Here is a 16493-nt window from a genome sequence, read left to right on the forward strand (position 1 = left end):
TTATTAAAGACTGGAGGGAAATTAACATGCGCGTAAACATTACTCTAGCATGCACAGAGTGCGGAGATCGTAACTATATCACTAAGAAAAACAAGCGTAATAATCCTGAGCGTATCGAACTAAAAAAATACTGCCCAAGATTAAAGAAAGTTACATTACACCGCGAAACAAAGTAAACAGTAGGGATTCCTACTGTTTTTTTGTTGGAAAGATATAAGGATGCAGGTGGAGCTAATGTACATGGCTATCAGTGGAGGCATTCGCTTTTTGTATGTAAACATGGATTTGCTTGCTTAGGTAGCTCTAAAGCTTAATATTAATAAGTGTCGCTTGTTCATTGGAGCGAGAAACACTCGTTTGGAAAAAGTCAATCACTGTAACGAAAATCAACAAGGAACTTTAGCAGGGTTTTATGTGACATACAATTTACTTTGCAGTTTTTGTAATGTACAGAGGTGAAGTGATGAAAACAGAGCTGAGAAAAGCAATATTAATGGAATTGAAGCATATGACGTTGAAAGAGCGTACAGAGAAATCACTAGTGCTTGCACAACAGTTATATAAACAAGCTGAATGGAAAAAAGCAAAGACTATTGCAATTACAATCTCAATGGGACATGAGCCGGATACACACAGCATTATCAAACATGCATGGCAAATGGGCAAAAAGGTAGCTGTTCCAAAATGTACACCTAAAACAAGAGACATGGAATTTCGGTATATTACCTCATTCAAACAGTTAGAGACTATTTATATGGAACTTCAAGAGCCAATTCCTGCTGAAACTGTACTTGCAACTCCCGATGAAATTGAACTTATGCTTATTCCTGGTGTAGCTTTTACAAGGGAAGGTGCCAGGATAGGGTATGGTGGTGGTTATTATGACCGGTATTTATCAAAGTACAAAGGGAGAACAGTTGCCTTAGCATTTGCTGAGCAAATTATTTCGTCGATACCGATGGATATGCACGATCAATATGTACAAAAAGTAATTACAGAAACAGATATTTTTATAGGAAAGCTATAGGAAAGCTATAGGATTCATGTCACAAATTGACGCATGATGTGCTTCTTTTTATAATAAAAGATGTGAACGTTTTCTTAAGGATAGGTAAAGGGTGAGAAGATGACATCCATTTATGACATTCAGCAGCTTTTAAAACGGTTTGGAACCATTATTTATACAGGTGATCGCATTGCGGACCTAGAATTGATGGAAGATGAGTTACGTGAGTTGTCACAATCACAGCTGATTGAAAAACAAACATATGAAGCGGCATTGATGGTGCTTCGCAGTGAAGTGCAGCAATTAAAAGAAAAAATGCGGTGAGGACGGTAATAAAATGGAAGACAAATGGTTGGTTGGTGTCGATCTTGGTGGAACGACGATTAAGTTAGCATTTATCAGTATGTACGGTGAAATCCTTCATAAATGGGAGATTCCAACGAACATCAGTGAAAGCGGTAAGCATATCACTTTGGATATTGCCAAAGCGATTGATAAAAAGTTGCATGAGTTAGGTGAGATGAAGCAACGCTTGTTAGGTATCGGTATGGGGGCACCTGGTCCGGTTGATTTAACAACAGGTGTGATTTATGAGGCGATTAACCTAGGGTGGAAAAACTATCCATTAAAGGATTTATTAGAAGTTGAAACAGGGCTTCCGGTTATTGTTGATAATGATGCTAATATTGCAGCTCTTGGTGAGATGTGGAAAGGTGCCGGAGAAGGTGCTAAAGATCTTGTTTGTGTAACGTTGGGAACAGGTGTAGGTGGCGGTGTGATTGCGAACGGCGAAATTGTACACGGTGTGAGCGGTGCCGCTGGCGAAATCGGTCATATTACGGTTGTACCCCATGGAGGAGCGCCTTGTAACTGTGGAAAAACGGGATGCTTGGAAACTGTAGCATCAGCAACAGGTATTGCACGTTTGGCTAGAGAAGCCCTTGCAAAAAGTGAAGAGAGTCAATTGTCTCAGCTTGAAATGGTTACGTCTAAAGATGTGTTTGAAGCAGCAGAAGCAGATGCTTTGGCAAAGCAAGTGGTAGAAGAAATGGCATCTTACCTCGGTTTGGCAATTGCTAATATCAGTAATATTATGAACCCGGAAAAAGTTGTTATTGGTGGTGGTGTATCAAAAGCTGGTGATGCACTTTTGAATCCCGTACAACGTTATTTTGAACAGTATGCATTTTCACGTGTTGCTAAGAGCACGAAATTGGCAATTGCTACACTAGGTAACGATGCAGGGGTAATTGGGGGAGCTTGGTTAGTAAAAACAAAAATTGGGCAACACTAAATAAAACAAAAAAGTCTGCGTAATAGCAGACTTTTATATATACCTGTATTGCTTTAGACAAGTAATTTTAGCAATTTAGGAGCAGGTATTAGTAAATTACAGAGTGATTAGGAACGGACTTTCGCGGATATTATTATCATTCTAGTGTGGTATGCGGCGCTTTCTTAACAATAGAGGGAAGAAATATACAGAAAAAGAATACAGCTATGAAAAAAGCTCTGAGATATCAGAGCTTTTAATGTGTAGGCGGATAGCCATTTTTGATGATTGTCATGATTGTGAACCAACCGAATACAACCAGTGTGGCAACAGAAAGTGACGCACCAAGCATATTCTTTTCTTTTAATGTTTTGTAGCTGGAATACACAGATAAAAGTGTTACTAGTACGAAAATCACAACAAGACCGTATTTCATATAAATCCCCCTTTATTATCCCGCTCTTTCTAAGATTTGCAATATTTCTTCTTTTATTATTGTACAACTTACATTTTCAAATGTCGAGGGTTAACGGAAAGCGAATACAACACTTATTTGTACATTTTGCAAAATGTTGTATCATGAAGAAGAAGGTAGAGCAGTAAAAAAAGGAGGAAATGATACATATGAAATGGAGACAATTGCCGTTAGGTCCATTGCAAACCAATGCATATATCTTACATAATGAACAGGGGCAATGTATTGTCTTTGATCCAGGTAGTGAAGGGAAACGTCTTATTACTTATTTACGAAAGCATCATTTACATCCATTAGCGATCTTACTGACTCATGCACACTTTGATCATATTGGTGCTGTGGATGAGGTGAGAAATGCTTTCTCTATCCCTGTGTATGTGCATGAAGCTGAGCAAGATTGGCTGGCGGATGCAACTCTTAATGGTTCTAACTATTTTGGACAGGGAAGTATTACAGCAAAGGCTGCAGATTGTATAATTACGGAAGAAAGCACGCTTAAAATAGGTGATTTTACTTTTGAGGTTCTTGAGACACCGGGTCACTCCCCTGGAAGTGTATCGTATTATTGTAAAGAAGCAGGTGTAGTATTTTCTGGTGATGTCTTATTTCAAATGAGCGTAGGACGTACGGATTTACGTGGCGGTAGCTTTCATGAATTGGTGTTAAGTATTGAAGAGAAACTTTTTACCTTGCCTGATGATACCGTTGTAATGTGCGGACACGGACCGGAAACAACCATTGGATTTGAAAAACAACATAATCCATTTTTAAATGCGTAACATGATGCAAGCAATTATAGAGGGGATTAAAGCAAGTAAATTGCAGGCTATTTCGTACGCAGATTTTATGGAAAAAGCATTATATGATCCCGCTTTTGGTTATTATATGAAATACAAACAGAAGATTGGAAAACAAGGTGATTTTTATACAAGTAGTAATATATCCATATTTGCAAAGCAATGGGCTAAATTTTTTGTTTCGTTAGTAGAAGCCAATGTCACTTCCCCTGTTATTTGTGAAATAGGTGGGGGAACAGGACAATTTGCATATGATGTGCTAACGGAATGGCAACGTATTTCCCCGCAAACCTATAAAACTTTAACTTATATAATGGTGGAAGTTAGTCCGTATCATCGAACGTTGCAACAAGAGAGATTAGTAGACTTAGGCGTACGCTGGTGCACATCTATCCAAGAAGTAGATAGCTTTAAAGGAATTGTGTTTGCAAATGAACTGTTTGATGCATTTCCTGTCCATGTTGTGGAACAGCAAGATGAGTTGTTTGAAATATATATCACTTTTAATGAACAACAGCAACTGATAGAGCGTGCTATTGTATTAGAGAATCCAGAGGTTATATCTTATTTACAAAAGCAAGATCTCAAGTTGAAGTATGGACAAAGAATGGAAGTGCCTCTTGCGATGAAATCTTATATTGCTGAAATCGGCCGTGTCTTGCAGCAGGGGCTATTTATCACTGTAGACTATGGCTATACCAATGAAGAATGGTGTGAGACTGTTCATCGCCAAGGAAGCTTACGAGGATATTATAAGCATCAATTGATTTCAAATCCATTGTTATATCCAGGGGATATGGATTTGACGACGCATATACATTGGGATGGTCTGCAGTCAGTTGCAGCAGAAAATCAAATGGAAACGCTGCTTCGTGTTAAACAAACAACATTTTTGCTTGCGACAGGTATCCTCGAACAGTTGATTGATCATGTTGATTTAGACCCGTTTTCTACAGTAAGTACTCATAATCGAGCGGTGCGATCCTTGCTAACAGGTGGTATAAGTGACGCCTTTCAAATAGCGATTATGGGGAAGAAACTAGAAGGTTACCATGATTTGTTTATAGCTATGACTGATGAAATGCGTCATGCATCTTTATGAGCGACCATATACAAGTAGTATGTAAAAAGCGCGGCAAATGCCGCACTTTTTACATATAAAACAAGGGCCCTATTTAATTTTTCACATAAGAAAAGCAACATTTTATAAATGCTGCTTACCTTTCCCCTAATTAAAATAATATCTTTATAAGTTGTGTTACTTTTTCGTTATCAACACTATAAAAGATTTCTAAACCTTTTCGCTCACTCGTAACAATTTTAGAGCTTTTTAACTTAGCTAAGTGCTGTGAAATGGTAGACTGTGGCATGTCAAGGCTTGTATACATGGTTGATACATTACATGCCCCTTTTTCAATTAATCCCTTCACAATACAAAGGCGAACGGGATGAGCCAGTACTTTCAACATCTCAGCATTTTCTTCAAATAAATTGGCTTCATTTTCGAATGTTTCAATCATTTGCTTTTACACCTCCGTATATGCTCTTGACATTAAGATATACAAAAAATTGTAAGGTAAAAAGAATCTCCTTTGCAAATCTTTTGACCAAACGTAAAGATAATGTAAAGAAAGAGATTGCTGTGTAATCATATAAGTACCTGCAGTCATAGACTTTTTTTCTTAACTCTATTCAGATTTGGAAATTGATTTACAAGGCTCCTGTTGATGCATTTTTCAAACCTAATCAAATACAGTTAATTTTTTAAAAAGAAGATATAAATGTACTTATATAAATAACATTGTAGCATAATTTTTGTTCTTTATATAGTGCCATAATACAAGCAGTTGCGAAAATACTTCTTTAGCAACTGCTTGTATCTCTTGATTGTTATAGAAGATATGTTTTTTGTTAGGATAATTGAATGTGACTTTTTGTTCTCTCAAAAGCATTTTCAAAGTCACATACAAGATCATCAATATGTTCTAAGCCAACAGATAAACGAAGCAAATTCGATGAGATGCCTCGTTTTTCTCGTTCTTCCACAGACATAGCGGCGTGAGACATCTTAGCTGGGTAAGATAATATAGATTCAACAGCGCCTAAACTCACAGCAAAGACTGGCAGTGTAATACATGATAAGAATGAGTTTAGAGATATTTCTTCGTGCAATTCAAAGGAAAGAACAGCACCGGGATGTGATGCTTGACGTTGGTGTACGTCATAGCCTGGATGATGAGTAAGCCCCGGATAATGTACATGCTTTATTTTCGGATGTTGATCGAGATAGGCGGCCATAGCTGATGCATTTTGTGCACTTCGCTCTAAGCGAACTTGTAATGTTTTCAGCCCGCGAAGTACGAGCCAGGCATCTTGTGGCGCGAGCACTGCACCGAAAGCATTTTGTAAAAAGCCGAGTTGTTTTGCTAAAGATGCATCCTTTACCACAGCTAAACCCGCAGTTACATCGCTATGCCCAGCAATAAATTTTGTTGCACTGTGTAAGACTACATCAGCTCCTAGAGATAAGGGACGCTGATACAAAGGTGTCATAAAGGTATTATCTACAAAGGTCAAAGCGCCGTGTTTTTTAGCAATTTGACATACAGCAGCTAAGTCGGTGACTTTTAAAAGTGGATTGGAAGGAGTTTCTACATATAGTACTTTTGTATTTGGCCTAATTGCGTTTTTTACAGCTTGTAAATTACTCATATCAACAAAGGTGTTCTCTACACCGTAACGTGCCAGTACTTCTGTTACAACTCTAAAGGTTCCGCCGTATACATCTTCAGAAATGAGAACATGATCTCCTTGTGATAGGAGCAAAAAGGTAGTTGAGATAGCAGCCATACCTGATGAGAATGCAAATCCTTTCACACCGTCTTCAAGATCGGCAATTACCTCTTCTAGAGCTTCGCGAGTAGGATTTCCGGAACGACTATAATCGTATTTGCCAAATGTATCGGGATTTATTTGATGAAAAGTGGACGTTTGATAAATAGGTACACTGACAGCACCTGTTTGTGAATCAAATTTATGTTTATTATGCAATAAGCGCGTATCAAAGGATAAGTTGCTCATATTTGAACCTCCTCGTGTACAAGATAAAGTGCGTGCGTTAAATCTTGTATCAAATCCTCAACATGCTCAATGCCCACCGAAAAGCGAAGAAGACGATTGCATACACCACGTTGTAGCCGCACCTCAGCAGGAATATCTGCATGTGTTTGAGTAGCCGGATATGTAATAAAGCTTTCCGTACCACCTAGACTTTCTGCAAATGTGATTAGAGACAGAGACTGCAGAAATGGGTCAATCCATTCTTCGTGTTGTAAACGAAACGAAATCATTCCCCCTTTGCCAGGGTACAGGACATCTGTTACTGATGCGGAAGATTGCAAGAAAGAAACCAAGGCTTTTGCGTTCTCTTCATGCTGCTTCATGCGCAGTGCTAGAGTTTTCATGCCTCTCATTAAAAGCCAAGAGTCAAAGGGACTTAAAACAGCACCGGAAGCGTTATGAAAATGACCGAGTGCCGTGCAAAGTGCTGCTCCTTTCGCTACAACAAGACCAGCCAATACATCATTATGCCCTCCTAAATATTTTGTAGCACTATGAATGACAATGTCGGCACCAAGCAAGATAGGCTGCTGTAGCACCGGTGTGTAAAAGGTATTATCAACTATGAGCAGTAAATTATATCTTTTCGCAATGTCAGCTACGCCGGAAAGGTCTGTGACTTCCATGAGTGGGTTAGTAGGTGTTTCAATGAAAATAGCCTTTGTGTTTGATGTAATGGCTTCCTCGATATGATGTAGATCATGAGTTGATACATATCTACATCGAATGTTCCATCTGTTTTCTAAATCATTAAATAAGCGGAAAGTACCGCCGTATAAGTCTTCTGATACAATCAATTCCTCTCCAGATTTAAATAAAGAAAGTACAAGAAGAATAGCTGCCATACCTGAGCTACAGGCAAACCCTTTATCTCCGTGTTCCAGCTCTGCAATGGCTTGCTCGAGAATCTCACGCGTTGGATTGCCTGTACGCGTATAGTCATATCCGGTTGATCTGCCAATTCCTTCATGTCTGTAGGCTGTAGATAAGTAAATAGGAGCGCTCACAGTTCCTGTAGTGTGTTCACTTCTATTTCCAATTTGAGCCAACTTTGTTTCCTGTCTCATATTTTCTCCCCCTTTAATATAAGGTTTTCTAGTTCGTTGTTGATTTTCGTTACAGGTGTTCGCGTTGCGCAGGAGTCTCCCTCCTCTACATCAACAATTGCCAATTATTAAAACACAATCTAACATAAAAAAAGCCTTCTAAAGAAGAAGGCTTTTGATGCAGAATACGCTTCTTCTTATCTGTCAAATTCCTTTGAATTTGCTGGAGTTAGCACCTTTTTAACAGAATTGTTAATGGTTGCTGAGGTATCTAAGGGCCAGTCCCTCCACCTCTCTGGATAAGAAATACATATGAAGTTCGAAGTCTTTTTTATACTGTATACTTAATACCTAGAAAAAAGCAATGATTTTTTTGTTAATTTAAAATTTAAAAATAATTCTGCTTATTTTTATTGACTTCTAAAAAGCGAATATGCTAAATTATCATGAAAAGCGCATAAGTTGTATCAAACTCTTATCGAGAGCGGCGGAGGGAAAGGCCCTGTGAAGCCCGGCAACCTTCAAACGAATTGTTTGAAACGGTGCTACAACCTGCAAAACAACAAGTTTTGCGTGATAAGGGGCGGATGTTTCCGAATCCTCTCCTTTCATAAAGGAGAGGATTTTTTGTGAAATCATTTGCCCTACAAAAAGGGGTGCGATGAATGTTACGAAAAAGAATTGAGGAAGGTATCTTACTAGGTGATGGAGCCATAGGAACATTGCTCCATTCTCATGGATTGCAGAGTTGCTTGGAAGAACTCAATCTAGAACAACCAGAGCGCATCATTGATATACATCGTCAATATAGAGATGCAGGAGCAGAGGTTATCCAAACGCATACATATGGTGCTAATGAAGGGAAATTGCGCGCATATGGCTTGGAGGAGCAGGTTGTTGCCATTAATAGAGCTGCGGTTAGAAACGCTAGAGTCGGTGCAGAGGGTGCTTATATCCTTGGAACGATTGGCGGCGTGAAGCATACGGGAGCCATGATAACAACAGAAGCAGAACGTGAGTTTATGTTGCTTGAGCAAGCGTATGCTTTGCTTGAGGAAGGTGTGGATGGGCTTATTCTGGAAACCTTCTATGACGAAAGGGAATTGGTACGGGCTCTACGTATTTTGCGATCAAGAACAGATGTGCCGATTATTACGCAGGTAACTTTACATGAGGCTGGCTTGACACAAAGCGGAAGATATATTGAAGATGTATTTGCTGAACTATTTCAATCTGGCGCTGATGTTGCGGGCCTAAATTGTCGATTGGGACCGCTTCATATGATTGAATCGTTGACCTATGTTCCACTTCCAAAGAAGGGGCATCTTTCTGCCTACCCGAACGCAGGTCTTCCTAAATATGTAGATGGTACATATGTGTATGAGGGAACACCTGAATACTTTAAAGATATGGTCAATCAATTCGCCAATCAAGGTGTCAAACTGATTGGTGGTTGCTGTGGTACTACACCTGCACACATTCGGGCGATGAGAGAAGCGTTACAACAAGTACCAGTCTTAAGGAAAGAGGTAGAGAGAAGAAATATCATTACCATAGCAGAGACTCGTTCCCGTCAGACAGGAAAGGGTTTATCTGCAAAGGCAAAAGAGGAAAGAACAATTATCGTTGAGTTAGACCCTCCTAAAACTTTGGATACGAGTCGCTTTTTTGAAGGAGCAAAGGCGTTAAAACGAGCAGGAGCTGATGCGATTACTCTCGCTGATAATTCATTAGCCAGTCCACGTATTTCTAACATGGCGCTTGGCACGATGCTAATGAGGCAGAACATACCTGTGTTAACACACTTAACATGTCGAGATCACAATTTAATTGGTTTACAGTCCCATTTACTGGGTCTTGCTTCCCTCGGTATGAATGAGGTGCTTGCTTTGACGGGAGATCCAGCTCGTGTCGGCGATTTTCCAGGAGCCACGTCTGTTTATGATGTTTCCTCATTCGAACTTATTTCTATGATGAAACAAATGAATCAAGGAAAATCACCTCTTGGCAAATCAATTGGCGATGCTACTTCTTTTTCAGTGGCTGCTGCATTTAATCCAAATGTACGACATATCGATGCTGCTGTAAAAAGAATGGAAAAGAAGATTGCTGCTGGCGCAGATTATTTCCTTACACAGCCTGTATATGATGTGGAAACACTTCTAAGAACCTACGAAGCAACGAGACATATAAAAGTACCTATTTTCATAGGAATCATGCCGCTGGTCAGTAAGAGAAATGCAGACTTTTTACATTATGAGGTGCCGGGCATCACCCTTCCTGAAAACGTAAGGCAAAGGATGGATTGCCAGCCGCAGCGAGCTATACAAGAGGGCTTGGCCATTTCCAAAGAGCTGTTGGATGCTGCAGTAACAATGTTTCATGGAATCTATTTGATTACGCCTTTTCTGCGTTACGAGCTAACGGAAGAGCTTGTGCAATATGCAAAAATACAACAGGAGGCGAACGTATGAGCAGGATTGAACAAGCATTGCAGGAACGAATTTTAATTCTTGATGGCGCAATGGGAACAATGATTCAACAATATGATTTAACAGCAGACGACTTTGGTGGCGAAGTATATGAAGGATGTAATGAATATCTTGTAAAAACAAGGCCAGATATTATTTTATCCATCCATAAAGAATATTTAGAAGCGGGTGCCGACATTATTGAAACCAATACATTTGGAGCTACTAATATTGTATTAAGCGACTATCATTTATCTCATTTAGATGAGGAATTAAATGAATTAGCAGCCAAACTTGCCAAACAAGCAGTTGCTGAAGTGGGAAAAGAAGCCTTTGTGGCAGGAGCAATGGGACCGACAACAAAAGCCATTAGCGTAACAGGTGGTGTTTCATTTGAAGAGCTTATTCAGGCATATATGCGACAAGCGCTTGGTTTATTGCGGGGCGGTGTGGATGTATTGCTTGTAGAAACAAGCCAAGATATGCGCAACGTAAAGGCTGCATCAATTGGGATACGCCAGGCATTTGAAGAAACGGGTATTACGGTGCCTCTTATGATATCAGGTACGATTGAACCGATGGGAACGACACTTGCGGGTCAAAGTATAGAAGCCTTCTACTTATCTATTGAACACTTAAAACCACTCGCGGTTGGTCTGAACTGTGCGACTGGTCCCGAATTTATGCGTGATCATATCAGAACTTTGAACGAGGTATCGGAAAGTTATATTTCTTGTTATCCCAATGCAGGTTTGCCAGACGAAGACGGTCATTACCATGAATCGCCGCAATCGCTCGCAAAAAAAGTGAAAGCATTCGCAGAAGAAGGCTGGATAAATATTGTTGGGGGCTGCTGCGGGACTACACCCGCTCATATTCGTGCAATGAAGCAGGAGCTTGTATCGCTTTCGCCGAGAACCAAAAAAGTAAGACAAGGTCATGCTGTAAGCGGCCTCGAGAGCCTACAATATGAAGATTCCATGCGTCCGCTTTTTGTAGGTGAACGCACCAATGTTATTGGCTCTCGAGCATTCAAACGTTTAATCGCTGAGGGCAAATTCGAAGAAGCAGCAGAAATAGCTAGGGCACAAGTGAAGCGGGGTGCCCATGTCATCGATATTTGTATGGCAGATCCTGATCGCGATGAAAAAGAAGATATGGAAAAGTTTTTACAAACTGTGACCAAAATGCTGAAGGTTCCCATTGTTATTGATTCTACTGATGAAGACGTCATGGAACGTGCACTTACGTATATCCAAGGTAAAGCGATTTTAAATTCTATTAATCTCGAAAACGGAGAGGAGCGCTTTGAAAAGGTAATTCCGCTTGTGCATAAATACGGTGCTGCAATTGTAGTAGGGACGATTGATGAAATCGGAATGGCGGTCACTGCGGAGAGAAAATTGGAAATCGCATTAAGAAGTTATAAATTGTTGACTGAAACATACGGTGTAAGACCTTCAGATATTATTTTCGACCCACTTGTATTTCCAGTCGGAACAGGTGATGAAGAATATATAGGATCAGCTCTAGCGACTGTAGAAGGCTTGCGGTTAATAAAAGAGGCGTTGCCGGAATGTTTAACAATACTTGGTGTTAGTAATATTTCATTTGGATTGCCACCCGCTGGGCGAGAGGTTTTAAATTCTGTATTTTTATATCATGCGACAAAAGCTGGTCTTGACTATGCAATCGTTAATACTGAAAAGCTAGAGCGCTATGCTTCTATTTCAGATGAAGAAAAAGCATTGGCAGACCGCTTGCTATTTCAAACAAATCAAGAGACGTTGGAAGAGTTTACATCCTTTTACCGCGTTGCAAAGCAGAAAAGTGTTGAGGTGCAAGAAACACTTACACTGGAGGAAAGATTAGCAAATTATATTGTAGAGGGAACAAAGCAAGGTTTATTTGATGACTTGCAAATCGCTTTAGATGAAGGTTGGAAGCCGCTTGATGTTATCAATGGACCGCTTATGTCAGGCATGGATGAAGTAGGGCGTTTGTTTAACAATAATGAGCTCATTGTGGCGGAAGTGCTGCAAAGTGCAGAAAGTATGAAGGCAGCGGTAAGCTATTTGGAACCACATATGGAGCAAAGAGATGTGAAAAAGAAAGGAAAGGTTGTACTGGCAACAGTCAAAGGAGATGTACACGATATTGGAAAAAATCTTGTTGAGATCATTTTAGCAAACAATGGCTTTGAAATCGTTAACTTGGGTATTAATATTCGCTCGGATGAGTTGATTCGTCAAGTGAAGGAGCATAAACCTGATATTATTGGCTTATCCGGTCTTCTGGTGAAATCAGCACAGCAGATGGTTACTACAGCCGAGGACCTAAAGGCAGCAGGTATTCATATGCCGATTTTGGTAGGTGGAGCAGCTTTGACACGAAAGTTTACAGATACACGCATTTCACCATCTTATGAAGGATTGGTTTTATATGCAAGTGATGCAATGAATGGTCTTGATCTTGTCAATCGTTTACAGCATCCTGATGAACGTGAAAAACTAATGGTAGAAAAAAGAGAGAAAAAAGTAACGCTTGCCCCTTCAGTAGCGATAGTACCGGAAGAATATGTACCTGTTCCACTAGAAGTAGCGGAAGTATTGCATCCTCATACATTGCAACGTGTTGTTATGAAAGATATTCCTGTGTCATATATTACTCCTTTTTTAAACAGGCAGATGCTCCTTGGGCATCATCTGGGTGTGAAAGGAAATGTACAAAAATTATTGGCACAAGGAGATGAGAAGGCTGTCGAATTAAATGCGCTTATTGATGAGTTGCTACAGGAAGAAACTTGGCTTCGTCCGCAAATTGTATATCAGTTTTTCCCTGTTAAAGCAGATGGACAGAATATTTATATCTATGATCCATCTCAAGAGAAACTACTTGAAAGCTTCACTTTTCCTCGTCAGCAAAAGACACCGCATCGCACTCTTGCTGACTACTTACATCCAACAGAACGTGATTACGTAGCGTTTTTCTCCGTTACTGTCGGGTCTGGTGTACGAGAAGTAGCTGAAAAGTGGAAGCAAGAGGGAGATTATTTACGCAGTCACACCATTCAATCATTAGCGCTTGAATTGGCCGAGGCTTTGGCTGAATATACGCACATGTTAATTCGTGACCGCTGGGGCTTTCCAGATTCGGTGCGTATGACAATGGAGGAACGTTTCCGCGCAAAATATAGAGGTATTCGAGTTTCGTTCGGTTATCCAGCTTGTCCGGAGCTTGCTGATCAAGAAAAATTGTTTCGTTTGCTACGTCCGGAAGAAATTGGTGTTGAATTGACGGACGGTTATATGATGAACCCTGAGGCTTCGGTTACGGCAATGGTATTTTCACATCCGGAAGCAAGATATTTTAGTGTAATGTAAAGTTTGCAGCAAAAATGTACTATAATGATATAGGACGTTTATAGTAAAGGAGCTGCAAAAGTGAAAACAATCGTATTTACAGGTGGAGGTTCCGCCGGTCATGTAACGCCAAATTTAGCCTTAATCCCTAAGCTGCAAGAGGGCGGCTGGAATATACACTACATTGGATCTAAAACAGGAATCGAAAAAGATATTATTGAAAAAGAAGGTATTCCTTATCATGAAATTTCAAGTGGTAAATTGCGTCGTTACTTTGATATGAAAAATTTTAAAGACCCGTTTCTTGTAATGAAGGGGGTAGCGGAGGCTTACTTTTTAATTCGTAAGCTCAAACCCGATGTTATTTTTTCAAAAGGTGGTTTTGTTTCTGTACCTGTTGTGATTGCGGGCTGGATGAACCGTATTCCCGTGTTTCTTCATGAGTCTGATATTACGCCGGGGCTTGCTAATAAAATTGCGATTCGATTTGCCACCAAAATTTTCGTTACATTTGAAGAAGCAATCAAACATTTACCGGCAGGTAAGGCGGTACATACTGGCTCTCCGATTCGTGAGGATATTTTAAAAGGAAATCGCGAAAGCGGTCTTCGCTATCTTGGATTCACAAGTACAAAACCAGTCATTACGATTATGGGCGGAAGTCTAGGGGCAAAGCGTATTAATGAAACAGTACGCGAAGCATTGCCACAACTGCTTGAAATGTTTCAAATTGTGCATCTTTGCGGAAAAGGAAATCGTGATGAGTCATTGAATGAAGTAAAAGGATATCAACAGTTTGAATATGTAAGCGATGAATTGCCTGACATTATGGCGGCTACGGACATGGTGATTTCACGTGCTGGTTCAAATGCAATTTTTGAATTTTTAACATTGCAAAAGCCAATGATTTTAATTCCACTTCCAAAGGCCTCTAGCCGTGGCGATCAAATTTTAAATGCAGCAGCGTTTGAGAAGAAGGGATATTGCCGCGTTTTGCAGGAGGAACAGCTAACAGAAGCATCATTATTACAGTCTGTGAATGAGGTATATGGATACCGTCTTCGTTATAAAGAAAACATGCGTGGCTATTCCGCGTCTAGTTGTTTAAAAGAAATTATTGAATATATAGAAAAAGCATCAAAATAACCCTGCGTTTGCAGGGTTATTTTTGTAAGTAGCCGTACTCTACAGATTCGGTAATTAATTATAAAACCGCTTCTAAAGGATGCTTTAAACGCTGCTTGTCCAAATGGCATAGACATATATTTTGATAACGTTGGCGGTGAAACCTCAGATCGTGTGCTACGTTTTATTAATAAAGGGGCACGTATTCCTATTTGTGGACAAATTGCTTTATATAACTTAGAAAAAACAGATCTCGGTATGCGCACACAAACAACTTTGCTTCTCAATAGTGCTCTGATGCAAAATAATCTCTTTCTTGTAGGCTATGCATCTCAGTATCTGAATTGAAAAAAATGTGATACAATGATATAAAGTGTCATATTCATTAAGCGGGAGGACTATATGCTTGCATTTTATGACAATATAATGCTCGTTGCTTGTATCGGGCTATGTGTTTTATGGATTGGATATCACATTGTTAAACGATTTATAAGAGAAAGAAAGTTAAAACGTTTAGAAATTATTGCTGAATTAAATATTTTACTAGAAAAGAATAAAACGGAGGAAAAATGAAGCCCTGCTTGTAGTGGACATTTTCTTCCGTTTTTTCTGTTTATACTGCTTCTCTCCTGTTGTATGATTAATATATTCAAAGACAGCCAGGAGGAAGAGCAAGCATGAGAAGTGAGTGGAGAAAAAAGAAGCGATTGATTATGATAGGCATTATTTCTGCATTAACCATAGTTTGTGGAATAGGCCTATTTATCATGGTATCTCAAAAGCAACACGCTGTGGCGGTTGCTAAGCCTACAAAACAAGCGCAAGATCAAGTAGTGGTTCCACCTCCTCCATCAGAAGCGGAAATTTCTATTGCATTTGCAGGTGATACGATGTTTGATTGGCAGCTTAGACCTGTTATTGAACGAAATGGGGCAGATTATCCATTTCAATACGTGAAAAAGGAAATTGAAGCAGCTGATTACGCATTTGTCAATTTAGAAAGTGCTTTTACAGAACGAAACGAAAAGTATCCTGGGCAATTGTTTTGGATTAAAAGTCATCCCAGTACATTACAAGCTATTAAAAATACAGGATTTGATATTGTTTCATTAGGTAATAATCATACACTTGATTACGGACAAGCAGGTATGATCGACACGATTAAGTATGTAGAAAACATGGGCTTTAAGTATATAGGTGTTGGTCGCAATGAAACGGAAGCTTATACAGCTAAAGAAGTTGTTATTAAAGGAAAGAAATTTAAATTCTTATCCTTCGTTCGCTTTATGCCTGACAGCGCATGGGTTGCGACTGGCGACAAGCCAGGGGTTGCTGGCGGATATGACTTAAATAAAGTAACAAATACTATTCGAGCGCAAAAAGGTGATGCAGACTATTTAATTGTTTATATGCATTGGGGTGTGGAAAAAACAAATCGTCCAGCACCGTATCAAAAGGAATATGCAACACAAATGAAAGCAGCGGGGGCAGATGTAATTATTGGTAGTCACCCACATTGGCTACAAGGTTTTGAATATTACGGTGACATGCCTGTAGCTTATTCACTGGGTAATTTTCTGTTTCCTGATTATGTGAGTGGTCACTCGGCTGAAACGGGTGTACTTACAATTACGTTTAAAGGAAAAGAAAAGAAGATGTCTTTTCAGCCCTATGTCATTCGTAATAATCAAATTCAACCGTTGAATGGACAAGAGCGAGAGCAAATGCTTCGCTATATGCAATCTATTTCATATGATGTAGAAGTAACGGCTGAAGGGACTATTATAAACAAGAAGAATAGTCAATGATAATGGAGGA

General features: G+C 39.6%; 15 protein-coding genes, 1 pseudogene and 2 riboswitches. Of the genes and pseudogenes, 12 read left to right on the forward strand and 4 right to left on the reverse strand.

Annotated elements, in window-relative coordinates; genetic code table 11:
- Window positions 1–26 precede the first annotated feature (26 nt).
- The 4 genes from rpmG to EEJ45_RS03450 all read left to right on the forward strand — a co-directional run bounded on the left by rpmG (window position 27) and on the right by EEJ45_RS03450 (window position 2300).
- Window positions 27–176: a 50S ribosomal protein L33 gene (gene rpmG, locus EEJ45_RS03435; protein ID WP_028399211.1), complete on the forward strand. Its 150-nt coding sequence runs from the start codon at window positions 27–29 to the stop codon at window positions 174–176.
- 287 nt (window positions 177–463) lie between these two features.
- The gene (locus tag EEJ45_RS03440) at window positions 464–1027 is read left to right on the forward strand and encodes a 5-formyltetrahydrofolate cyclo-ligase (protein ID WP_124563387.1); all 564 of its coding nucleotides are present in this window, start codon (window positions 464–466) and stop codon (window positions 1025–1027) included.
- A 99-nt stretch (window positions 1028–1126) separates the two neighbouring features.
- A complete protein-coding gene (locus EEJ45_RS03445) occupies window positions 1127–1330 on the forward strand; it encodes a YqgQ family protein (protein ID WP_124563388.1) in 204 nt (67 codons plus the stop codon).
- 13 nt (window positions 1331–1343) lie between these two features.
- Window positions 1344–2300, forward strand: a complete 957-nt coding sequence (locus tag EEJ45_RS03450) for an ROK family glucokinase (RefSeq protein ID WP_124563389.1) — start codon at window positions 1344–1346, stop codon at window positions 2298–2300.
- A gap of 235 nt (window positions 2301–2535) precedes the next feature.
- On the opposite strand, the gene EEJ45_RS03455 is transcribed toward EEJ45_RS03450, so the two are convergent.
- Window positions 2536–2715: a DUF2759 domain-containing protein gene (locus EEJ45_RS03455; RefSeq protein WP_124563390.1), complete on the reverse strand. Its 180-nt coding sequence runs from the start codon at window positions 2713–2715 to the stop codon at window positions 2536–2538.
- Window positions 2716–2903: 188 nt separating this feature from the next.
- Here EEJ45_RS03455 and EEJ45_RS03460 point away from each other — a divergent pair, with 188 nt between their 5' ends.
- Window positions 2904–3533 carry an MBL fold metallo-hydrolase gene (locus EEJ45_RS03460; RefSeq protein ID WP_124563391.1) on the forward strand — a complete coding sequence of 210 codons (630 nt, stop codon included), beginning with the start codon at window positions 2904–2906 and terminating at the stop codon, window positions 3531–3533.
- A 1-nt stretch (window position 3534) separates the two neighbouring features.
- Window positions 3535–4653, forward strand: a complete 1119-nt coding sequence (locus EEJ45_RS03465; RefSeq protein WP_124563392.1) for a class I SAM-dependent methyltransferase — start codon at window positions 3535–3537, stop codon at window positions 4651–4653.
- Window positions 4654–4783: 130 nt separating this feature from the next.
- On the opposite strand, the gene EEJ45_RS03470 is transcribed toward EEJ45_RS03465, so the two are convergent.
- The 3 genes from EEJ45_RS03470 to EEJ45_RS03480 all read right to left on the reverse strand — a co-directional run bounded on the left by EEJ45_RS03470 (window position 4784) and on the right by EEJ45_RS03480 (window position 7738).
- Window positions 4784–5071, reverse strand: coding sequence for an ArsR/SmtB family transcription factor (locus tag EEJ45_RS03470; protein WP_124563393.1), 288 nt, complete (start codon window positions 5069–5071; stop codon window positions 4784–4786).
- Window positions 5072–5462: 391 nt separating this feature from the next.
- Window positions 5463–6632, reverse strand: a complete 1170-nt coding sequence (metC, locus tag EEJ45_RS03475) for a cystathionine beta-lyase (protein WP_124563394.1) — start codon at window positions 6630–6632, stop codon at window positions 5463–5465.
- On the reverse strand, window positions 6629–7738 hold the full coding sequence (locus tag EEJ45_RS03480; RefSeq protein ID WP_124563395.1) for a methionine biosynthesis PLP-dependent protein: 1110 nt from the start codon (window positions 7736–7738) through the stop codon (window positions 6629–6631). Before EEJ45_RS03480 ends, metC begins: the two co-directional genes overlap by 4 nt.
- 173 nt (window positions 7739–7911) lie before the next feature.
- Window positions 7912–8023, reverse strand: a riboswitch (SAM riboswitch).
- A gap of 166 nt (window positions 8024–8189) precedes the next feature.
- A riboswitch (SAM riboswitch) is annotated at window positions 8190–8300 on the forward strand.
- A gap of 82 nt (window positions 8301–8382) precedes the next feature.
- On the opposite strand from EEJ45_RS03480, the gene EEJ45_RS03485 reads away from it, so the two are divergent.
- The 6 genes and pseudogenes from EEJ45_RS03485 (at window position 8383) to EEJ45_RS03505 (ending at window position 16483) form a co-directional block, all read left to right on the forward strand.
- A complete protein-coding gene (locus EEJ45_RS03485) occupies window positions 8383–10191 on the forward strand; it encodes a bifunctional homocysteine S-methyltransferase/methylenetetrahydrofolate reductase (RefSeq protein WP_124563396.1) in 1809 nt (602 codons plus the stop codon).
- Window positions 10188–13571 (forward strand): methionine synthase, encoded by a 3384-nt coding sequence (gene metH / locus EEJ45_RS03490; RefSeq protein ID WP_124563397.1) that lies wholly within the window; start codon window positions 10188–10190, stop codon window positions 13569–13571. The genes EEJ45_RS03485 and metH overlap by 4 nt, the downstream gene beginning before the upstream one ends.
- 60 nt (window positions 13572–13631) lie before the next feature.
- Window positions 13632–14696 (forward strand): undecaprenyldiphospho-muramoylpentapeptide beta-N-acetylglucosaminyltransferase, encoded by a 1065-nt coding sequence (locus EEJ45_RS03495; RefSeq protein WP_124563398.1) that lies wholly within the window; start codon window positions 13632–13634, stop codon window positions 14694–14696.
- A gap of 44 nt (window positions 14697–14740) precedes the next feature.
- Window positions 14741–15014: pseudogene (locus EEJ45_RS18640) on the forward strand (NADP-dependent oxidoreductase); the annotation flags it as partial.
- 63 nt (window positions 15015–15077) lie between these two features.
- Window positions 15078–15248, forward strand: coding sequence for a hypothetical protein (locus EEJ45_RS18295; RefSeq protein WP_164464188.1), 171 nt, complete (start codon window positions 15078–15080; stop codon window positions 15246–15248).
- Window positions 15249–15388: 140 nt separating this feature from the next.
- Window positions 15389–16483, forward strand: a complete 1095-nt coding sequence (locus EEJ45_RS03505) for a CapA family protein (protein WP_124563550.1) — start codon at window positions 15389–15391, stop codon at window positions 16481–16483.
- The last annotated feature ends 10 nt before the right edge of the window (window positions 16484–16493 follow it).

The sequence above is a fragment of the Ectobacillus antri genome, from assembly GCF_003852715.1.
GTDB classification, from domain to species: domain Bacteria; phylum Bacillota; class Bacilli; order Bacillales; family Bacillaceae_G; genus Ectobacillus; species Ectobacillus antri.